Raw genomic sequence first — 20,501 nt, forward strand, 5'->3', positions numbered from 1 at the left:
AGTGACGATAAATCAACCAGAAATAATACCCCTCTTTTGGGGGGTCTCGGGGTGTTCCAAAAAGAGGACTGTAAATCTCCGGTTTAGGATCGGTTTTCGGAAAATACCGAATGCTTTTTTCGGAAAACCGATCCTCTTTTGCCGGGAGAGAATTGGTTTTCGGGGATTACCGATTAGTTTCTGTGGATTTCCGATTGGCGCCGTTGGATTTCCGATTCATTGATGGAAATTTCCGATTGGTATAAGGCAAAAGAGCATTTACAATGGTGAAGGGAGAATTGGTTTTCGGGGATAACCAATTGGAAAACGTTGCGAACGGGTTGACGAGCGTAAAAAACCAATTCGCTTTTGCGCTGTGCCGATTGGAAACCGCGGAAAACCGATTGTAATCCACCGCGGACCGGTCGTATTTTTGCGAAAACCGTTCGGTATGTTGCGCCTGGGGATTGGTTTTTGCAGAAAGGCAATTGGCTTGGCGATCGGACGAATTGCTTTTTATAAAAGAGCAATTCACAAGAGGCAAAAGGCAACTGTAAAATCCAGAAAAGCAGTTGTGAACTGGAGCATTCCGATTGTAAAATCCTAACAACCAATCGGCATTCCCTAAGTTACCATTGGTTTGCGGGAATTTCCGAATCTCATCTCCCGTAACCGTTCCTTTTTTTGGGGGGGTATTGTGCTGCGACAAAGGCGGAGGTGACTGTTGATTTTTGTAGTGAAAAGAAAAAATAGTTGTTTTTTTCATTCAACAAGTGTAAATTTACACTTTACAATAAGGCATGATTAAAAGTTTTAAGCATAAAGGGCTTAAATTGCTATGGGAAGACGGCAAAACAAACAAGCTGCCAGCAGAGCAGGTTGCCCGTATCGAACGAATGCTTGAGACCATCGACAGTGCATCAGCGGTGCCAGAAGATTTTGGAGCGTTCCCGAATTGGAACATCCATAAGCTATCGGGCGACCTGAAAGACTTTTGGAGCGTGAAAGTAAACAAGAATTACCGCATCATTTTCCGCTTTGACGGGCAACATGCATACGATGTGGATTATATAGACTATCATTAAGGAGGGCAGAACATGAAACGGAAAATGCGACCCATCCATCCGGGCGAAATCTTGCGGGAGGAAATCGTAAATGCTTATGACCTGAAAACAGGTGAAGCGGCTAAAATGTTGGGTATTTCACGGCAGATGCTTAATAACATTATCCACGAGAAATCCGACATCACGCCTGATATGGCATTTCGGATTGCACAGGTATTTGGCGGTACAGCTGAAATCTGGGCGAACATGCAAACCAAATACAATCTGCATCTCGCAGCCGAACGCGCCAAATTGTTCAAGCTAAAGCCATATCACGGGCAATTGCAAACCGTTTAAACGACAGTTTTTTTCTGAGTTCTACTTATACTTCCTACTGATCAGCGCATGGCGACTATTGACCTGTAGCTTCTCGTAGATGTTCTTGATGTGGTATTTGACGGTTTCCAGCGAAATATCCAGGCGGATGGCGACTTCCTTATTGGTCAGCCCTTCCTCGATGGCTTCCACCACCTGGGCTTCCCGGGGGGTCAGTTTTTCCTGAAGGTCTTCGGTGTGTTTAGGATTGAAGTACTCCACAACTTTGCGGGCAATGCCGGGCGACATGGGTGCACCGCCTTCATGGAGTGACACCACCGCTTCTTTGACCTTCTGCAACGGGGTCTGCTTGAGCAGGTACCCCGATGCACCGTTGCAAAGCGCCTGGAACACCCGATTGGCATCGTCGTACACGGTGAGCATGATTACCTGACACTTCGGTGCATGTTTCTTGATACGCTGCACGCCCTTGATGCCCGACTCGCCGGGGAGGCCGATGTCTGAGAGCACAATATCCAGCGTGATATCGTCTTTCCATTGCTCGAAAAACGACTCTACCGAATGTGCGGACAGTAGACAGGAAACCCCGGTTTGGTCTTTAAAAAAATTAACCAGCATGGCCCTAATCTGTTCATCGTCCTCTATTATGCCCAAACGTATCATGGTGTAAAGGTAGGTATTGCCCACGAAATCGCATATCCCCCTTTTGGGGAGTACGGTATTTCTGCCGGGAAACTACGGGATGACCAACGTGAGCTGGAATATGCCATCCGCATCGGTAAATGAAAGCTCCCCATCCATTTTTGCTGCCCGCTGTTCCATACTTTGGATGCCCCGCCCTCCCTGCCGGTCTGCGTCATGGACATCCGCCGTTGAATAGCTGTTTTTTAGCACCAATCGTAAGGTGTGTTCGAAACTCAGTTCGATAACTATTTCCGAGCCGTCGCCGTATTTGATGGCATTTGTAAGTGCCTCCTTGAAGATAAGGAATAGGTTTTGCCGGACAATCTGCGATAACGAACGTGATTCATAATCGCCCCGCATCTCAAACCGGTACGCGATCTCCAACTCTTCGCGAAGTTTGTAGACATAATCTTTCATGCGGATTACCAACTCGCTTATGGTGTCAAAGCGTGAATCGATGGACCAAACCATGTCGCTCATGGTCAATAGTGCTTGCCTGCTCGTATCGGCGATCAGTTGCAGTTCATTTTTGGCGCCCGATGTCGCCGCGCCCTTCGACGACAGGATGTTGGCCTGGTAGTAAATTCGCGTAAGCGAACTGCCCACCTCGTCATGCAGGTCTGCCGCGATCCGGTTGCGGATGGCCTGTTCGCGCCGTATCTTGCGGACCCGGCTCCGGTACCAGAGCAGCAGGAGCAACATGACCACTGCGACGATCAACGCGCTAAACCACCATGTTTGATAGTAATGCGGGCGTTTAACGATGGCAAACTCCTTTTGCCAGCCATCCACTGCCGTACTTCGGGTCTCCAATTTTAGGCGGTAATCTCCTGGCAAGGGTTCGATGAGCGATATAAACTGACCCAATTCCAGCGGCTCCCAATCACCGGTACTGAGCGTGTAGCGTATCTCGCTATCGGCGCGGTGGTTTCCGGGTGTACCTACATATAGGCCCGTCAAACTCTGGCCCGGCTGCAGTACCAATGTCCGTTCGCCACGGTAGGGCCAAGTGTAGTCTGCCGATTTCGCTCCTGTGTTCCCTTTGGAGGTGTGTATTTCGGTCACGTAGCTCTCCAACTGGTCGTTGTTATCAAACCAACGTTGGGTCATATCCAACACGGTATAGCCCATCAGTCCACCGACGTACACCCGCTTCCTGCGCTCGTCCCAAAACGACGCGCCGGAGTTGAATTCCGATTGGCTCAGTCCTTCCGCTGTACCGATGCGCCGAACCTGTTGATTCCTGATCAGGTTTAACCCATCCGCTGTGCCGGCGATCAGGATGCCATCGGCATACTCTAAGCTGTAAATAAGGTTGTTGCTGAGGCCTTCTTCCGTAGTGAAGGTTTGCAGTATACGCCCTTCGGCGTCAATCGCTACAAGTCCTTTCCCTTGTGTGGCCACCCAAAGGGTGTCGCCCACTGCCAGTGATTTATAAACACCTAAATTTCCCGATTGGGGGTACCGCTTTGTCAACGTTTCTTGGGACACTTCAAAAAGTCCGACATTCGTGCTCAGCAACATACCGCCCTGCGGTGTCAGCTGGATGTAACGAATGTGAAGGTCCAGTCCATGGGGTTCACCGGAAATATCGGTAAACCGCCGCAGGCTATAGTTTTCCTTATTGAGCAGCCAAAGGCCGCCAGTACTACCAATCAGGTAATCCGAATCGGTCTCCGCCAAGCTCATCACTTGGGTCGGAAGGTTAAAGGCATGCTTCTCCTTGGTCTCCGGAGTAAGTGCATAATTGATATCAGTGACCTGATGCCGCCTTCGGTCAAAAACTTTCAGGAAGCCCCCTTCCGTGCCGACTAACAACTCGTTGGCGTTGATCGGGTACAACACATAGGCATGGCGCAATTGCTCAAAGGGCCACACGGTTCCGTCGGATTCGACGAATCCGGCTCCCTGATACGTGCTGTAAAAGAAAGCGCCATCGGGATAGACATAGATTCCACGTGTACTTTTATTGGTGCTTTCATTGGGCGGGATAAACTGCGAAAGGCCCTTCGTTTTCGGATAAACCACAAAAACACCCTCTTCCGTACCCAAAACAGCCTCGTCGCCAACGATGCAAACGTGTTTGGGTCCAAATTCGTTTTTTAAAGGCATAGCGATCCGCTGCTCTATTCCCAAGTCTGCATCCAATAGGTAAGCCGATTTCGTATCAGCATAGACATGCATCTGCTTACCTTCCCCCAGTACGTAATATTCGTCCTCCGCTAATGAAAAGTCGCCAGGAATAAATTCATCCCATTCACCGTTGCTTTGTAACCGATATAAGTCATTCGGAAAGACGTTCACGATCAATCCATCATCGTGGGCAATCAGGTTCAGAATAATCCGGTGGATGTCTGGCAGCTGATGGTATTGAGTTTGGTATGCGTGGTCTGGGTCTATGGACAGCAGGGTACCTGCCGATGTGCCTATCCAATATTTCCCGTCCCATAGCGTCACGCTAAGCGGCAATACTTTGTAGTTGGCTGTCATGCTCTGATGATACAAGCCATCGACACGCACATAGTTATCGCCATTGATGAGCAGCAGGTGTCCGTTTTCGTAAGCCACCATCACGGTCGAGTCTGCAACTTGTTTGATCCAGCTCACCATGCGGAGGCTTACCGGCGGCAGCAGGTTGGAATCCACGGCGTGCACGGTCCACGTTTTGAGATCGAGGTAACTCAGATTGGCATTTCCGGCCATCCACAGTCGGTTTCGGCGATCGGCGAGGATACGCTGGGGCATGTCGTCGGTGAGCCGCTGATCCGCGATGGTCTTCAGGATATCCAAAGATCGGTAGCCATCATAGCGATAGATTTCACCATTGGTCAGAAACCAGATAAAACCCAGGCTATCACACGTCACGTCCTTGATCAAGACCTCATCGCGGTCGGGGAACAACTGAAGTTTGGCAATCGCATAGTCTTGGCTGAATCCTGATCTCGCGATAACTAAGAGCCCCAGAAAAATAAGCCATTTTTTATGACAGTACAACGCTTTCGATTTCATAGGTACTTTTGGCAGATCCACTGTCAAAAGTAAAAAAAAAACCGACATGAGACGCCTCACCCCCTCATCGAAGACTCCCTGATGACCAACTCCGAGGGCAGCACCACCTGTTTAAGCCCCTTCTCTTTGCCATCAAGCTGGTTGAGCAGGATGTTGATGAGTTCATCCGCAATGGCTTCAATCGGTTGAGATACGGCCGTGATCGTGGGCGAGAATAATTTGAATAGCGTATGATCGTCGTATGAAGCAACCGCAGGCATCGGCATATGGTGCTGCTTGATGGCTTTCAGACCGGTGATGGCCAAGTAATTAGTGGCAAAAAAGACCGCATCGGGATGCTGGTCTTCCAAAAAAGAATGGAAATCATTGATGGCCGTTTGTTCATCGTCGCCCAAATTGACTTTCTTGACATAGGGCTGCAATTTATAGGTATCGATGGCTCGCATATAACCATCCATACGGTCGCGCATCTGGGTTTGGGAAGAGTATAAGGTTACGAGCGCGATACGCTTGCATCCTTGCTGGGCCAAGTGAGCCGTGGCATCGTAGGCGCCTTTCACGTTGTCGGAAACCACATAATTGGTGTCCAAATCCGGGATATACCGATCAAACAAGACTACGGGCAACTGGCTGCTCAATAAAGATTGGACGGTATCGGTTATTCCTTCCGAGGGGGTGATGATATACCCGTCCACGTGGCGGTCGCGGAATAGCTGTATAAGTTCAACGGTTTTTTCTGTTTCGTTATCGGTGCTGCAATAAATAATCCGGTAACCACGGCTGTATGCTTTGGCCTCAATGAATCGGGCAATATTGGCAAAAAAAGGATTGGCAATGTCCTCGATGACGAGCCCAATGATTTTCGTTTTGCCCGTGCGCAGGCTTTTGGCTAACTCATTGGGTTTATACCCCACTTTTTTCACATGTTCTAGTACCCGCTTCGTCAACCCCTCACTGATGCGTTTTTCCTTGGCTTTACCATTAAGGATGAACGATACCGTGGTAACCGATATACCGAGGTCCTTTGCAATATCGCTGATGAGTATTTTTTTCTTCATTTTAGCAAAAAAGCTTAATGTTTAGCAACCCGACAAACCTATGGAATTTTTTATGAAGTCAAGCAAAATATTTAATGAAATTGTTATCCTTTCAGAATAATAAATTTAGTTTTACGGCAGATTAAACAATTAACTTCTCAATAATGGGCATGCTAAGGCGTTTAAGCACTTTCATCATCTTCGGGTTCCTTTACACCCTATCGTGGGCACAGCAACCTTTGATTTCATATGTCGACCCTTTCATTGGAACCGGTGGACACGGCCATACGTTTCCCGGGGCCGCGGTCCCTTTTGGGATGGTGCAACTCAGTCCAGACAATGGGCGAGCCGGTTGGGATTGGTGCAGCGGTTACCACTATAGTGATAGCCTTATTGCTGGATTCAGCCACATGCACCTCAGTGGCACAGGCATTGGCGATTGGCTGGACATATCGGTGATGCCCTTATTGGTTCCGCTTGACGACACCACCAAAACCTTGAAAGTGCCTTTCAGCCATGACAATGAAAAAGCCTCCCCCGGATATTACGAGGTTACGTTGGACAATGGCATCAAAGCGGAATTGACCACCACCGAACGATGTGGTTACCACCGGTATACATTCCCCCAAGGTAGCACACCCACCATACGTTTCGATTTGGCGTTCCACCTCAATTGGGATACGCCTACCGAAACCCATATCAGCATCCTCAACGATAGTACCTTGGTGGGGTACCGATATTCCACCGGATGGGCCAAGGTTCAACGGGTATATTTTGCGGCAAGGACGTCGGCATCGTTTACGAAAACCATTCTCAATGATGGGCAATCGGCATCCGATATGGTGGATATGAGCGAAACCTATGATGAGGGAACAGGGGTGACTGCCCAACTCCTATTTGATGGAGGCACGAGCAAATCCATTGACCTGAAAGTAGCGCTGTCCATGACCAGTTATGAAAAGGCATTACTAGCCCTCGATGAAATCCAAGGTTGGGACTTCAATGCTGTGCGGAAATCCGCCGAAGATAAATGGGAAAACGAGTTGAAAAAGGTTCGGATTCATTCAAAAAATGACGAGCTGAAACGCATTTTCTATACGGCCTGCTATCATACGGCCATGGCGCCCACGTTGTATTCCGACGCGGATGGTGCATACCAAAACGCCAATGGCGATATCCATACCATGCCCAATGGGGCCAGTCGGTACACCTTGTTTTCGCTATGGGATACCTTCCGCGCATTGAAACCGCTATTTACGCTTACTCAACGCGAGAAATATACCGACATGCTTAATAGCATGCTGACTTTCCATGACGAAAACGGGCTCCTCCCGGTATGGGACCTCAGTACTTGGGAGACGAATACCATGACGGGATATCACGCCATACCTGTACTGGCGGATGCCATCCTTAAGGATTGGCCAGGACTGGATGCTGAACGGGCTTACCAAGCCATGATCCGGAGCGCACACCAAGATATCCGTGGCGTACCGGACTATATTGAATATGGTTACTTACCCCAAAATAAGGCTGGCGGCAGTGTGACTATCACCCTGGAATATGCATACGATGATTGGTGCATTGCCCAAGTGGCCAAGAAACTGGGTAAAAAGGCCGATTATACCACATTCATGGAACGTGCAAAGTCGTATGCCCAACTTTTTGACAAGGAATCGGGATTCATGCGGGCCAAGAACAGTGATGGCGACTTCGTGGAACCATTCGATCCTTATTGGTCGGAGCACGACTTCGACAAAAGCCAGTACATCGAAGGCAATGCCTGGCAACATTCGTTCTTTGTGCCCCATGATGTACGTGGACTGGCCAACCTATATGGGGATGACTATAAGGGATTGAGCAACAAGCTGGATGAACTGTTTTCGGCGTCTTCCGTGATGCATGGGGATAACATTTCGCCGGATGCGAGTGGATTCATCGGCCAATATGCGCATGGCAATGAGCCCAGCCATCAAATTGCTTACATGTACACTTATATCGGCGAAGCTTGGAAAACCCAGGAAAAAGTACGCCACATTCTCGATTCCATGTACCACGATGGTCCGGATGGCTATGCGGGCAACGAAGATGCTGGCCAAATGAGTGCTTGGGCAGTGTGGAGCATCGCCGGGCTCTATCCTGTGAACCCCGCTGCTGGCGAATATGTCTTCGGTAGCCCAATGGCAGATGAAACCATATTCGCGTTGACAGATGGCCAGCAGTTTACCATCCGCGCACTGAATAATAGCGAAAAAAACATGTATATCCAGTCGGCCACCTTGAATGGAGAACCCTATGAAAACACCTATATCCGGCACCAAGACATCCTCAATGGTGGTGAGCTGGTTTTTAAGATGGGATCTAGGCCCAATAAACGTTTCGGCCGCAAACCGGAGACCTGGCCAGGAAATTAGAAAGATGGAACGCGGATGGAGCAAATCGCCACGGATTTTTTGCAAAAAGCCGGATACACCCCAAGGTATATCCGGCTAATGCTATTAATTGAAGAGACAGCTTACGCTTCTTTTGTCTCTGGACGTGGAATCAATACTTTACGTGAAAGTTTCAACTTACCTTGCTTATCGATATCCAGTAATTTCACGGTCACCATATCACCTACGTTGAAGATGCCATCCATGGTCTCAAACCGTTTCCAGTCGATTTCCGAGATGTGGAGCAATCCGTCTTTGCCGGGGATGATTTCGATGAATGCACCGAATGGCATGATAGATTTCACCTTACCCTCGTAGATTTCGCCCACTTCGGGTTTGGCAGCAATCGCTTTGATGCGACGTACCGCATCATCGATGGATGCCTTATCATCGGCAAACACTTGTACCACGCCTTTATTATCCACTTCTTCAATGGCAATGGTAGCGCCGGTTTCACGCTGCATTTCCTGTATGATTTTCCCTCCTGGCCCAATCACCGCACCGATAAACTCCTTGTCGATGGTAAAGCTGACAATGCGAGGTGCATGCGGTTTGTAATCGGCACGAGGCTCAGCAAGGGTTTTCTTCATTTCGTTGAGGATATGCAAGCGGGCTTCCTTAGCTTGCTCCAGGGCTTGACTAAGCACTTCCCATTTCAGGCCATTGATTTTGAGGTCCATTTGGCAAGCCACGATCCCTTTTTCGGTACCCGTTACCTTGAAATCCATATCGCCCAAGTGATCCTCGTCACCAAGAATATCACTCAAGATGGCATATTTGCCTGTCTTTTCATCGGTAATCAAGCCCATGGCAATACCGGATACAGGTGATTTGATTTTCACTCCGGCATCCATCAGCGCCAATGCGCCGGCACAAACAGTAGCCATGGATGACGAACCATTCGATTCAAGGATATCCGAAACGATACGGATGGTATAGGGGTTTTCATCGCCAGTAGGCAACACTTGCTTCAATGAGCGCATGGCTAAGTTGCCATGGCCTACCTCGCGGCGGCCTGGCCCTCTGTTGGGCCTTGCCTCACCAGTTGAAAAGGAAGGGAAATTGTAGTGCAGGATGAACTTATTGTATCCACGGAAAAGCACGCCGTCAACCAGTTGCTCGTCGTCTTTGGCGCCCAATGTGACGGAGGTAAGGGATTGTGTTTCGCCACGGGTGAATACGGCCGAACCATGTGCTGCGGGCAGGTAATCTACCTCGCTCCATATGGGGCGTACGGTCCGTGCATCCCGACCGTCAAGCCGGATGCCTTCATCCAATACGAGGTTACGTACAGCGTCATACTGTACATCATGAAAGTATTTCTTAAATAAGAACGCGGTTTCTTCATCGATCTCCTCGCCCAATGTCAACGCAAATTCTGCTGCAATTTGTGAGAATTCTTCTGAGCGATCATGCTTAGCCGATGCGGATTTGGCCACCGCATATACCTTGTCGTAAGTAGCCGCAAAGATTTGTTCGCGCAATTCAGGATTGCTGGGTTCATGGTTATATTCCCGCTTTGTTGTTTTACCGGCCAGCTCAGCAAGTTTCACCTGTGCTGCCACCTGTTCTTGTATCGCCTTATGTGCAAACTCAATAGCTTCCACCATTTCGGCCTCTGAAATTTCCTTAGCCTCGCCTTCTACCATACCGATATCTCCGGCGGAGCCAGCGACAATAAATTCCAGTGTAGCGCGTTCCAATTCGCTCAACAGGGGGTTGATGACCAACTTCCCGTCAATTTTGGCTACACGTACTTCAGATATTGGTCCGTTGAATGGGATATCCGATACGGCAATAGCAGCCGAGGCGGCTAAACCGGCCAATGCATCAGGCATAATATCTTTATCTGCAGATATCAAGGATATCATCACCTGGGTTTCCGCATGATAGTCATCCGGAAATAAAGGTCGAAGTGCCCTATCGATCAAGCGACATATCAGGATCTCGTGGTCCGATAAACGTCCCTCGCGGCGCAAAAACCCACCGGGTACGCGCCCTGTAGCCGCATATTTCTCTTGGTAATCTACGGTAAGTGGTAAAAAATCCACTCCTGCTTTAGCTTCCTGTGCGGAAACCACTGTGGCCAATAGCATGGTGTTTCCTTGCTTGACCACCACCGCGCCATCAGCCTGTTTGGCCAACTTTCCGGTGGAGATTTCGATCTGGCGTCCCCCGCCCATATCGATTGTTGTTTTGACTTCGTTGTAATTCATTTGTTGTTTCAATTCGATGTGCCGTTCATCTTTGGGCAACACACCATATATATAATAGACCTTTTAATTTGCAAGCAAAAGTACAAAAATAAAAAGCCATCCGCCAACTGGCGGATGGCTTTCATCAAAATTTTACCTGAAAGCTATTTTATGATATCCCGCAAGCCCAAGGCTTTGATGATAGCACGGTAACGTTCGATATCTTTCTTGTACAGATAAGCCAACAATGAACGGCGTTTCCCCACTAACATTTGAAGGGAACGCTGTGTAGCGAAATCTTTTCTGTTTTTTTTCAGATGCCCTGTTAAATGGGCAATTCGTTTGGTGAATAAGGCCACCTGGCCTTCTGTGGAACCGGTGTTTATCTCACCTCCGGCAAATTCAGCGAAAATATTCGCTTTGTACTCTTTACTTAAATACATTACTTGAATAATATTAAAGCGTTTAAAACTTAGTGAAACGATCTCATTGATACCATTAAAACAAACAATAGCATCAATAAATAAATTAATTGGCTGCAAAGCTACGCTAATTTTGATTGGTTTCCAAATGGGATTTTACTGGGGGTTAGTGACTTTGGTCTTCGCAACTTTCGGACTTTGGACTCCTTTCACGCAAAGCTCGCAAAGATGCCCACGCTCTACCCAAGTACGCCAAGATTTTCTTCCTGACTTTCCGACCTCTTTCTCGCAACGAATGAACACCGATAACGCGGATGAAACAGATAATCGCAGATTGACTAAAAATAAGCAGCGTAAATCCGCATAATCGGCGTTATCCGCGTTCCAACTCCTGACTTTCGGTCTTCCATCTTCAAACCTTAATATAAATCCCTTTCCTATCCAATAGGTAGCCAATCGCCCAGCAAAGCGCTAAAAAAGCCAAGGCATAACAGAATGACCCCACTTCCGGCGGACCCGGTGCCTTGGCACAGATTTCCGTATAAAACCATCTTAATGGTGTGGTATACAAGGTTTCACCTGTGTCACCCACCCCGGTTTTGATGCGCAGCAGGCCCAGTAAGCGCGGCAACAGACCACTCAACACAAAAATAAACAACGGGTTTTTGCCAAAGACATCAAAGAACCGTGTCAGGCCATTCCTTACCTTCAACACTTCGATAAACCAAATCATTACACCTATAGACATCAAGGCCAATCCAGTGGTATACAATACATAGGAGCTGGTCCATATCTTCTTATTGATGGGGAAATCCAACCCCCAAAACATGCCCATGAGGCAGAGCAAAATCGCGACGACAAACATACCGGATAACATCCGATAGGTACGGTGGCCACCGTGTTCGGCTACGGTATCCAAACTACTCCACAGCCAGTTAACCTTGCCCCCCGAACGGATATAGCAGCCAGCCATATAGCCCAGCACCACCTGTACAATGGCTGGTAATGTGCTGACAAGCCCTTCGGGATCAAAAGGCACCCCCTCCCCTTTATATAGATGGGCAACACCCAATACCTGCTTATCGATCGCTGTGCCAAACCAGCTCGCCAAGCTATAGGGATCTTGCCCTCCGAACGCCGCACAGAGCAACCAATAAAGCAATAGCAGTGCAGCGGAGACAACGATAACGGTCTTTTCCTTCAAATAATACACCAGAATAGAAGCAAAACAATAGGCCAACGCGATACGTTGCAGCACACCTAAGATGCGGATGCCTTGTCCAGGGTCATTGGGATCGACCCATTGCTTGAACACCAAGGCGTCTCCTTGCCATTTTACAAACGGCCACCAATTGAGGAATAATCCAATAAGAAAAATAAGCACCGTTCGCTTCAGCACTTTCTTCCAGAAAACAGCGCTGCCCGATTCGCGTAGACGGGGCATCACAAAAGCCATGGCATTGCCCACAGCAAAAAGGAAAAAGGGGAAAACCAAATCCGTAGGAGTACAGCCATGCCAGTCGGCATGCCCCAATGGGGAAAACAGGTACGACCAGCTTCCGGGATTGTTTACCAAGATCATCAGTGCTACGGTAGCCCCGCGAAACACATCAAGGGAATAATAACGTTGGTTCATTTTTTTTCAGCTTTCGGTTATCAGTTTTCGGACTTTTATAGAACACTGATGGCACAGATAGAACGGATAACCGCAGATTGATTAAAATAATAATCAGTGTGAATCCGCATAATCTGGGCTATCAGCGTTCCATTATCAAATGGTTCCAATAAACAGCCTTGTCTTATAAGATAATCGTACTTTTCCTTCCTTTTCGTATTCGTTAAACAAGGCCATCAGCGAGTCTAATACTTCTTTTAGGGTATCCGACGTCTCATCCGGCATATACGAATAGGAAAGTGTCCGGCCACGTAGTTGTTCGAAGGTAAGGAAATCCGCATGTTCAAAAACCCGGTACTCCGGTACATGCGGAGAAAAAAACGCCAACACTTCAGCTGTATCGGTCTGCCGATGGCTAACGTTCAGGTAATCCATCGCATAAGTGCGGATAAATGTTTCATATCCCACTTCAAAGGGGCTATCCGTATTCCGGAGATTCCAAATGACGGCCACATACGGATTGCCACGACCGATGCGTTTGAACTCTTCCTTCGCCTGCGCTGCATTAAACCAGTGAAAAGCTTGTGCTGAAACAATGAAATCCACGGATTGGTCTGGAAGTCCCGTTTCCTCGGCCGTGCCATCTATAAAAATGCACGATTGGAATGCCGACAATCGCTGAGTTGCCATATGCCTCATGTACATATTGGGCTCCACCACATAGATGGTATTGCCCCAGTCGGCAATTTGCTCAGTGAATATTCCCGTACCCGCAGCGATATCCGCAATGCTATGCTCGGCGTCCAGCGATACATATTCCTTGAGGAAATCAACCAACTCCGGAGGATAGTTTGGCCGGAATCGATCATAATTCTCGGCCCGATACGAAAACCGTTTTACGCTATCCTGCTGCATATGCGATCCCATGTAGAAGTCGGTATTTCGATTGGTTATTTTTCATCATTCGGAGTAAAAATACATAAATAGTTTGAAAAGTAAGTTATTAGTTCCAATACAGGGCATGGGGATTGATTGATACATTGTTACGAACATGCATCACAAAACATAATAATAATTAATTGATAAACAATAATATATGTAATCTTACTATTTTTTTTTAAAAAGTTATTGCATTCGGTATTATTATTTTATTAAGTTTGCATAACTAAGATACTATCCAACCATTTATACAATGAAATTGTGAAGATCCAGCGTCAAGACCAATTGAAGAAATCCGTAATTAAGTTGTTGTATTATAAGGGGGCATTGTCTTTAGCGGAATTGAGTATGTACACCAAGAAAAGCGTACCGAATATTACCAGCATTGTAAATATCCTTGTGAAGGAAGGGTACGCGGTGGAGCATGGCCTGGCCCCTTCTACCGGTGGGCGGCGCCCAGTGAAATACCTCTTAAACAAGAAAAATAAAAAACATATCGTATCGGTGGCAATGGACCAATTTGTCACCCGCATTGTGATATACAACTTATTGAACGAAGCGGTTCACCCTGAAAAATCCATCTCGTTGCCCCTGCAAGACAATCCCGGCGCTTTTAAACAGCTATGCCATTGCATCGATGCTTACATCGATGCGTCCGGGATAAAGCAGGAGCACATCCTCGGTATCGGTATTGCCATGCCCGGGTTTGTGGATGTGGAAAAGGGGGTAAACGCTTCTTTTTTGACCAGTGAAGATGATGGATTGCCCTTACGCGACCAGCTGACCCAGTACTTCGAATTGCCCGTATTCATAGAAAACGATTCCAGCGCCATTGCCGTTGCTGAATTGCACCTCGGCATGGCCAAGGGGATGCAGGACGTCATGGTGGTCAACATGGGATGGGGCATCGGGCTGGGGATGATTGTCAACGGCAGCCTGTTCAGGGGCCATAACGGTTACGCCGGCGAGTTCAGCCATATTCCCCTGTCCCATAGCAACAAACTCTGTTCCTGTGGCAAAAGGGGTTGCCTGGAGGTGGATGCATCGTTACTCGTGGCCGTGGAAAAAGCGAAACAGGCGATGGCGGAAGGCACGAAATCAAGCTTGGAATGCCTGTTCGCCGACACGTCCAAAGCCGAAGGCGACCACCTCATTGATGCCGCCCGCAAGGGCGACCAATTGGCGGTGGCCTCGCTGTCCGATGCGGCCTTCATGATGGGCAAGGGCATTGCCACGCTCATCCACATCATGAATCCGGAGCGGGTGGTGTTGAGTGGCAGGGGCTCGGCAACCGGCAAATTGCTGCTTGCCCCCGTGCAACGGGCCATCAATGAATTTTGTATCCCCAAGCTGGCCGAACAAACGGATATCGTTTTGTCCGAACTCAGTTATCGGGCGGAGCTGCTCGGGGCCGCGAGTTTGGTGATGGAACACGGCGATCTGGGCGATGAACATGAAGTGAAACCCTCCGAAAGGCCGTCGAAAATGAGCGCACAACAATAACAATACCATTAATATATAAACAAATGAATAATTAACTAATCTTTTAACCAATCAAACACACAAGATGAAAAATTTGTACATCAGATGTTGCATGGTAGCACTGGCGCTTTTGGTAACGGCGACAACTAGCTATGGACAGCAAGCCGTGACCGGGACGGTTACGGACAGTGAGGGGGGCATCCCGGGTGTAAGCGTTGCTGTGCCGGGAACTACCCGAGGCACGCAAACTGATGCCAACGGGCGTTATTCGATTCAAGCATCGCAAGGGGAAGTGCTGCGCTTTTCCATCATCGGCTATTCGGCAAAAGACATTACCGTGGGTACTTCGCCCATCATCAATGTTCAACTTGAAATGGACGCCAGTGAAATCGGTGAAGTGGTGGTGACGGCATTAGGTATAAAACGCGCGCCCAAAGAGCTGGGTTATGCAATGAGTACCGTCCAAGCAGAAGACATCACAAAAACCGGAAGCCCAAACTTCGCAGGCGCCTTATACGGCAAAGCACCGGGCGTACGGATTTCAGCGGCCCCGGGTGGCGCTACATCCGGCATCAACATTAATATTCGGGGCACGAACTCCATCACCGGCAACTCCCAGCCCTTGGTAATCATTGACGGCATACCTATGCGTCAAAACACATTTAACAACTCGGATTATTGGGGTGATCAACGTGCGCGAGGGAATGGCTTAGAAGATCTTAACCCCGAAGACATCGAATCCATCAGTGTATTGAAAGGCGCTTCGGCTGCAGCCCTTTATGGTTCTGAAGCCATGAACGGTGTTGTTTTGGTAACCACGAAGTCGGGCAAAGGCAGTCAAGGGTTCTCGATCGATTTCAATGCGACGTATACCAACGACCAGATTGCCTACCTACCCAGATTCCAGGATGTCAGGGGCCCGGGCTACACAACCGCATTCCAAGATAATGGTCAAGCAGATGATCTATTCTATTACTATGGAAACAGTCAAGCCGTAAACGGAGTCACCCGCGGATTACTGGGCTCAACGATCAATTTTGGCCCCAAATTCGACGGCAATGACGTAATCGCATGGGATGGCCAGGTAAGACCGTACGTAGCACAAAAAGCCTACGACAAGTTCTTCAACAACCCGAATAACACCATCTTTAACCTCGCCATCGGGAATTCCACTGAAAATTCAAATACACGGTTCTCGGTTACACGCCAGGACAACCAGATGACATCTTTGGACTCCTATAACAAAAAGAATATAGCCAACCTCAATACTTCGGTCAAGTTATGGGATAAGCTTACCACCGATGTTGTGGTAAATTATGTCAATCAGCACACCCATAACAGGCCTTTCATGACAGACCGGCTTATGAACAACACTGCGGGCATGATTTCGACGTTCGATAGTCCCGAATGGTATCTTGATAAGTACCAAACGAGTCTAGGATACAAGTATGTCGTCCAATCTCCGGACGCAGAAAGTCTCACACCCGAAGAAAATATCCGGTACAACGGCTTCAGGCCCGATGTCGGCGATTTCATCTGGAACACGAAAGCCAAGCAATATGACGAATACTCAAACCGGGTCATCGGATCGGTTACCAACACCTGGCAGGTGTTCAGCGATCTTTCAGTACGCGCTCGTTTCTCTGCCGATATCACATCAATGAAAACGGAAGATCGCGAACCGAATTACAGGCCGCTGCAATTCGGCGATAGCGGTTATTTTGGTTTAGGATCGCAAAACGCCAACATTTATTACACCGATCTTTTAGCTAACTACAGGAAGCAGCTCAATCAGGGTATTTCCATCGGCGCCATGGTGGGCTATACAGCAACCAAGAGTCTGGACACCTATGTGCAACGCGAAACAACAACGGGTCTGAGCGTCAGGAACTGGTACGACATCAACGCTTCCGTGAATACCATCGGTGGCAACACACGGTTCAATTACCGCAGGAACATGCTTCGGGATGCCGTGTTCGGCACCCTGAACTTGAACGTAAAAGAATTCTGGTTTGTGGAAGGTACGCTCAGGCGCGAGCGCATCTCTACGATGCACCCGGATAACAACGTGCTGTACTATCCTTCCGTTAACTCCAGCTTAATTTTAAATGAGGCATTTGACCTGCCCGAAGCCTTTGACTACGCAAAACTGCGGGGATCCTGGGGCATTGTAGGCAACTATCCGGATATTTACAAAAGTGCGCTTAGCTACACCCAGCAAACGTTAGGTGTACAGCAAACAAATGGTGCTGCAGTGATATACAACACCGTGCCGACCGCTGAATTCGGTAATGAAAACATCCAACCCGAGCGGAAGCAGGAGATCGAATTCGGCCTTGAGACCCGGTTATTCAACAACCGATTGGGATTGGATATCACCTATTATAATGGTCGCATCGAAAATCAAATCCTTAATTATACCCTTCCTATTTCCATGGGATCAGGGTCTATTCTCGCCAACGTCGGTACATTGCGTAACAAAGGATGGGAATTTGCCATCACCGGCACTCCCGTCCGAAATGACAACTTCCGTTGGGATGCCATCCTGAACGTCGGCATGAATAAAAATACGGTCGAGGAGTTGCCGGGAGGTGTCCAGGAACTGCTCCATCGCGACTATGACGGGCAAGCAGCACAATTAGTCTCTAAGGTCGGACAACCAATGGGCGATATCATGGTGCGCCCCCTTGCTACCGACGAAAACGGCAATAAAATAGTGCAAGACAATGGCTTATACCAATTGGATGCGAATGCATGGGTTAAAGCAGGAAACGCCATGCCCAAGGCTACAGGCGGATTCATTAATACCTTTACCTATAAGAATTTCACATTAGATGCACTTGTGGATTTCCGCTGGGGCGGTCACGTGATGCCCACAGGTATTAACTGGATGATGAGCCGCGGTCTGCTGGAGGAAAGTTTGAATTACATGGATGCTGCCAGCGGTGGATTAAGTTACTACGTAAGTGGTGATAAGGGCGTCGCCTATGATGGAACGGTCGGCCCTAATGGCGAAACCGTGTATCACGATGGGATGCTTATGGACGGCGTATTGTCTGACGGCAGCGCCAACGACAATATCATTCCGCAATCCAGATATTACTTCGAAACCTACAATTGGGGCGGCCCCCAATACAGTAGCTCGCGCTATGAATTATACGTTCAGAAGAACAACTACATAAAAATGCGGGAACTCTCACTCGGGTATAGGCTACCTAGATCAATAGCGTCACGGCTGAAAGCGAAAAACCTGCAGTTATCCGTTTTTGGCAGAAACCTCTTCTTTATCTACCGTACGATCAAAGACCTGGATCCTGAGCAGATGACGGGCGGATCGAACTGGATCAATCAGGTTTCCAACGTAGGAACAAGCCCAGCGACTAGGACTTATGGTTTAATGCTACGCGCTAGCTTCTAAATTTAAAAGAACATGAAAAGATATATTTTAATATTAGGGCTTTTTACCGCCACACTGATTTACACCACATCGTGCCAGAAAAGCGCCTTTGACGACTTTTACCGCGACCCTTCAAAAGTGACCGAAGCAACCGTAGAACGGCAATTTACAGGGATGATATACAGTTACCGGCAACTGATCATGCCCGAATACAGGAATCTATTCGTGACGCTACGCCCCACGATTTTCCGGTATCTACACATTACAGGATGGGAAAATGAAGAGAACCAGCTCTTGCCGGGGGGTGCCGCCATCGAAGATCGCTGGACACGCTACTACGAAGGCCTTGCTCAATACAGGGAACTCGAAACGATCTATAATAATTCTGTAGCCGTTGAGCAGGAAGAAAAGCGGATATTTTTCTTGGCCGCGAAAGTACTTTTCTATGACCAAACGCAACAGATAGTAGACCTGCACGGCGATATTCCTTGGAGTAAAGCAGGGATGCTGAGCACGAACAATAGTGATTACCTTTCTTCTTACCCGGCGTATGACCACGGAGAAGACATTTACAACGTAATGCTGGACGATCTGAAAGCAATCGGTGCAGAGCTGAAAACCATTACGGTAAGCCAGTCTATGCAAGACCGCTTTAAAACACAGGATCTAATTAACAACGGGGATGTCGCTTTGTGGGAAAAATACTGCAATTCCTTACGGGTTCGAATGTTGATGCGCATATCTGAAAGTCCGGAATTTGCTGCCAGGGCCACGCAAGAGCTTACCGAAATCATTGGCAATCCGGCATCCTATCCGTTGATCATGACCAACGAAGAGAATGCTCAGCTTGACGTATTCAGCATCGATGATAACAGCATCCACACCAAAAATATCGAAGGGGCATTCGAAGCTGAAGGCTGGTTCGCTAACTTAGCGAGCAAACGGATGGTCGACCACATGGTCGAAAACGAAGACCCCCGCCTACCGTTCATTTTTGAGCCGGGAGCTGAGGCTGACGGGGCGTATATCGGGCTTGACCAATCACTAACTACCCCAGTGCAATCCGGCTTAGCCCGAGGTGGCACGATATCCATCTTCAATCGCTCGACTTTTTCACGAAATCAGTATTTTCCAGGTGTCTTATTTTCAGCCACCGAAACAAATCTATTGTTATCCGAATACTACCAAAAGAATGGGAATGCTGCAGCTGCAAAAAGCGCATTTGGAAACGGCGTCGCCGCATCGGTGGATCTCTATCGATTGATCCGCAGTAAGAGCGCCAACAATGTCGTACCCGCCCCTGCTGCGCCCACCCAAGCTCAGATTAACACTTATCTGACAAACTTGGATTGGGATGGAACCAGCAATAAAATCGGATTGATCGCCACCCAAAAATGGATACATTTTGGCGTCATCCAAACCACTCAATCCTGGGCCGAAATCAGGAGATACGACTATCCCACTTTTGATTTCCGTGTCCAAAATTCAGACATCCAGAAAATAGCCCCGGTAAAATGGAACTTACCCCCTTCGGAGGCTACCTACAATACGGAAAATTACAATACTGTGCGTGACCAGGATAATGTGAATACCAAACTCTTCTGGGACGTTAATTAACTATTTTAATACCACAATTTATATGCCCGAAAAGCCGCCCAAGTGGCGGCTTTTTCTTTTCTAGCGGCTTTTTGAAAAATCCCCGCTACTCGAAGGTCCTGTCAATATGATCATTGACCCGTCCAGCCCGATGTAAGCGCTTTACCATCCGGTAGCCCAGGTACTAGGTTCACATCGGAGAAATTCTGCTCCCGGACATTCAGTACCGAACCACGGGAGCCGCTAAAACAACCGTATTGACCTATCACCAGCATTCATAAACTAGAATTCACAACAATGCTAATTTCGGAATCGTCGTAAAATCCTCTGGGATGTAA

At 48.1% G+C, this 20,501-nt stretch carries 13 protein-coding genes; 6 read left to right on the forward strand and 7 right to left on the reverse strand.

All coding sequences use genetic code 11. The features are described 5' to 3' along the window. Positions 1-779 precede the first annotated feature (779 nt). Positions 780-1,064 (forward strand): type II toxin-antitoxin system RelE/ParE family toxin, encoded by a 285-nt coding sequence (locus tag NF543_RS00230; protein ID WP_257666069.1) that lies wholly within the window; start codon positions 780-782, stop codon positions 1,062-1,064. Between the two features lie 12 nt (positions 1,065-1,076). After that, positions 1,077-1,379 (forward strand): HigA family addiction module antitoxin, encoded by a 303-nt coding sequence (locus NF543_RS00235; RefSeq protein WP_257666070.1) that lies wholly within the window; start codon positions 1,077-1,079, stop codon positions 1,377-1,379. 21 nt (positions 1,380-1,400) lie between these two features. Here the strand turns inward: NF543_RS00235 and NF543_RS00240 are convergent, their stop codons facing one another. The 3 genes from NF543_RS00240 to NF543_RS00250 all read right to left on the reverse strand — a co-directional run bounded on the left by NF543_RS00240 (position 1,401) and on the right by NF543_RS00250 (position 6,109). Continuing rightward, positions 1,401-2,021: a response regulator transcription factor gene (locus NF543_RS00240; protein WP_257957418.1), complete on the reverse strand. Its 621-nt coding sequence runs from the start codon at positions 2,019-2,021 to the stop codon at positions 1,401-1,403. Positions 2,022-2,093: 72 nt separating this feature from the next. Further along, a complete protein-coding gene (locus tag NF543_RS00245) occupies positions 2,094-5,051 on the reverse strand; it encodes a sensor histidine kinase (protein WP_257666072.1) in 2,958 nt (985 codons plus the stop codon). 56 nt (positions 5,052-5,107) lie between these two features. Then, positions 5,108-6,109 (reverse strand): LacI family DNA-binding transcriptional regulator, encoded by a 1,002-nt coding sequence (locus NF543_RS00250; protein ID WP_257666073.1) that lies wholly within the window; start codon positions 6,107-6,109, stop codon positions 5,108-5,110. A 149-nt stretch (positions 6,110-6,258) separates the two neighbouring features. On the opposite strand from NF543_RS00250, the gene NF543_RS00255 reads away from it, so the two are divergent. Further along, positions 6,259-8,499, forward strand: coding sequence for a GH92 family glycosyl hydrolase (locus tag NF543_RS00255; RefSeq protein ID WP_257666074.1), 2,241 nt, complete (start codon positions 6,259-6,261; stop codon positions 8,497-8,499). Between the two features lie 101 nt (positions 8,500-8,600). On the opposite strand, the gene pnp is transcribed toward NF543_RS00255, so the two are convergent. From pnp to NF543_RS00275, 4 genes are all read right to left on the reverse strand, one after another. Beyond that, a complete protein-coding gene (gene pnp, locus NF543_RS00260; RefSeq protein WP_257666075.1) occupies positions 8,601-10,733 on the reverse strand; it encodes a polyribonucleotide nucleotidyltransferase in 2,133 nt (710 codons plus the stop codon). Positions 10,734-10,876: 143 nt separating this feature from the next. Further along, the gene (gene rpsO, locus NF543_RS00265; protein WP_257666547.1) at positions 10,877-11,155 is read right to left on the reverse strand and encodes a 30S ribosomal protein S15; all 279 of its coding nucleotides are present in this window, start codon (positions 11,153-11,155) and stop codon (positions 10,877-10,879) included. A 391-nt stretch (positions 11,156-11,546) separates the two neighbouring features. Beyond that, on the reverse strand, positions 11,547-12,770 hold the full coding sequence (locus NF543_RS00270) for an acyltransferase family protein (RefSeq protein ID WP_257666076.1): 1,224 nt from the start codon (positions 12,768-12,770) through the stop codon (positions 11,547-11,549). A 135-nt stretch (positions 12,771-12,905) separates the two neighbouring features. After that, positions 12,906-13,676: a class I SAM-dependent methyltransferase gene (locus tag NF543_RS00275; RefSeq protein ID WP_257666077.1), complete on the reverse strand. Its 771-nt coding sequence runs from the start codon at positions 13,674-13,676 to the stop codon at positions 12,906-12,908. A 273-nt stretch (positions 13,677-13,949) separates the two neighbouring features. On the opposite strand from NF543_RS00275, the gene NF543_RS00280 reads away from it, so the two are divergent. From NF543_RS00280 to NF543_RS00290, 3 genes are all read left to right on the forward strand, one after another. Next, on the forward strand, positions 13,950-15,191 hold the full coding sequence (locus NF543_RS00280) for an ROK family protein (protein WP_257666078.1): 1,242 nt from the start codon (positions 13,950-13,952) through the stop codon (positions 15,189-15,191). A 64-nt stretch (positions 15,192-15,255) separates the two neighbouring features. Further along, positions 15,256-18,588, forward strand: a complete 3,333-nt coding sequence (locus NF543_RS00285) for a SusC/RagA family TonB-linked outer membrane protein (RefSeq protein WP_257666079.1) — start codon at positions 15,256-15,258, stop codon at positions 18,586-18,588. Between the two features lie 12 nt (positions 18,589-18,600). Next, positions 18,601-20,184 carry a SusD/RagB family nutrient-binding outer membrane lipoprotein gene (locus tag NF543_RS00290; RefSeq protein ID WP_257666080.1) on the forward strand — a complete coding sequence of 528 codons (1,584 nt, stop codon included), beginning with the start codon at positions 18,601-18,603 and terminating at the stop codon, positions 20,182-20,184. Positions 20,185-20,501 lie beyond the last annotated feature (317 nt).

It is taken from the genome of Parapedobacter tibetensis (genome assembly GCF_024704835.1).
Classification (GTDB): Bacteria; Bacteroidota; Bacteroidia; order Sphingobacteriales; family Sphingobacteriaceae; genus Parapedobacter; species Parapedobacter tibetensis.

Bases quoted from the DNA above. Each gene is read 5' to 3' on its own strand.
- NF543_RS00230 (WP_257666069.1), top strand. From the start codon at position 780: ATGATTAAAAGTTTTAAGCATAAAGGGCTTAAATTGCTATGGGAAGAC.
- NF543_RS00235 (WP_257666070.1), top strand. From the start codon at position 1,077: ATGAAACGGAAAATGCGACCCATCCATCCGGGCGAAATCTTGCGGGAG.
- NF543_RS00240 (WP_257957418.1), bottom strand. From the start codon at position 2,021: ATGATACGTTTGGGCATAATAGAGGACGATGAACAGATTAGGGCCATG.
- NF543_RS00245 (WP_257666072.1), bottom strand. From the start codon at position 5,051: ATGAAATCGAAAGCGTTGTACTGTCATAAAAAATGGCTTATTTTTCTG.
- NF543_RS00250 (WP_257666073.1), bottom strand. From the start codon at position 6,109: ATGAAGAAAAAAATACTCATCAGCGATATTGCAAAGGACCTCGGTATA.
- NF543_RS00255 (WP_257666074.1), top strand. From the start codon at position 6,259: ATGCTAAGGCGTTTAAGCACTTTCATCATCTTCGGGTTCCTTTACACC.
- pnp (WP_257666075.1), bottom strand. From the start codon at position 10,733: ATGAATTACAACGAAGTCAAAACAACAATCGATATGGGCGGGGGACGC.
- rpsO (WP_257666547.1), bottom strand. From the start codon at position 11,155: ATGTATTTAAGTAAAGAGTACAAAGCGAATATTTTCGCTGAATTTGCC.
- NF543_RS00270 (WP_257666076.1), bottom strand. From the start codon at position 12,770: ATGAACCAACGTTATTATTCCCTTGATGTGTTTCGCGGGGCTACCGTA.
- NF543_RS00275 (WP_257666077.1), bottom strand. From the start codon at position 13,676: ATGGGATCGCATATGCAGCAGGATAGCGTAAAACGGTTTTCGTATCGG.
- NF543_RS00285 (WP_257666079.1), top strand. From the start codon at position 15,256: ATGAAAAATTTGTACATCAGATGTTGCATGGTAGCACTGGCGCTTTTG.
- NF543_RS00290 (WP_257666080.1), top strand. From the start codon at position 18,601: ATGAAAAGATATATTTTAATATTAGGGCTTTTTACCGCCACACTGATT.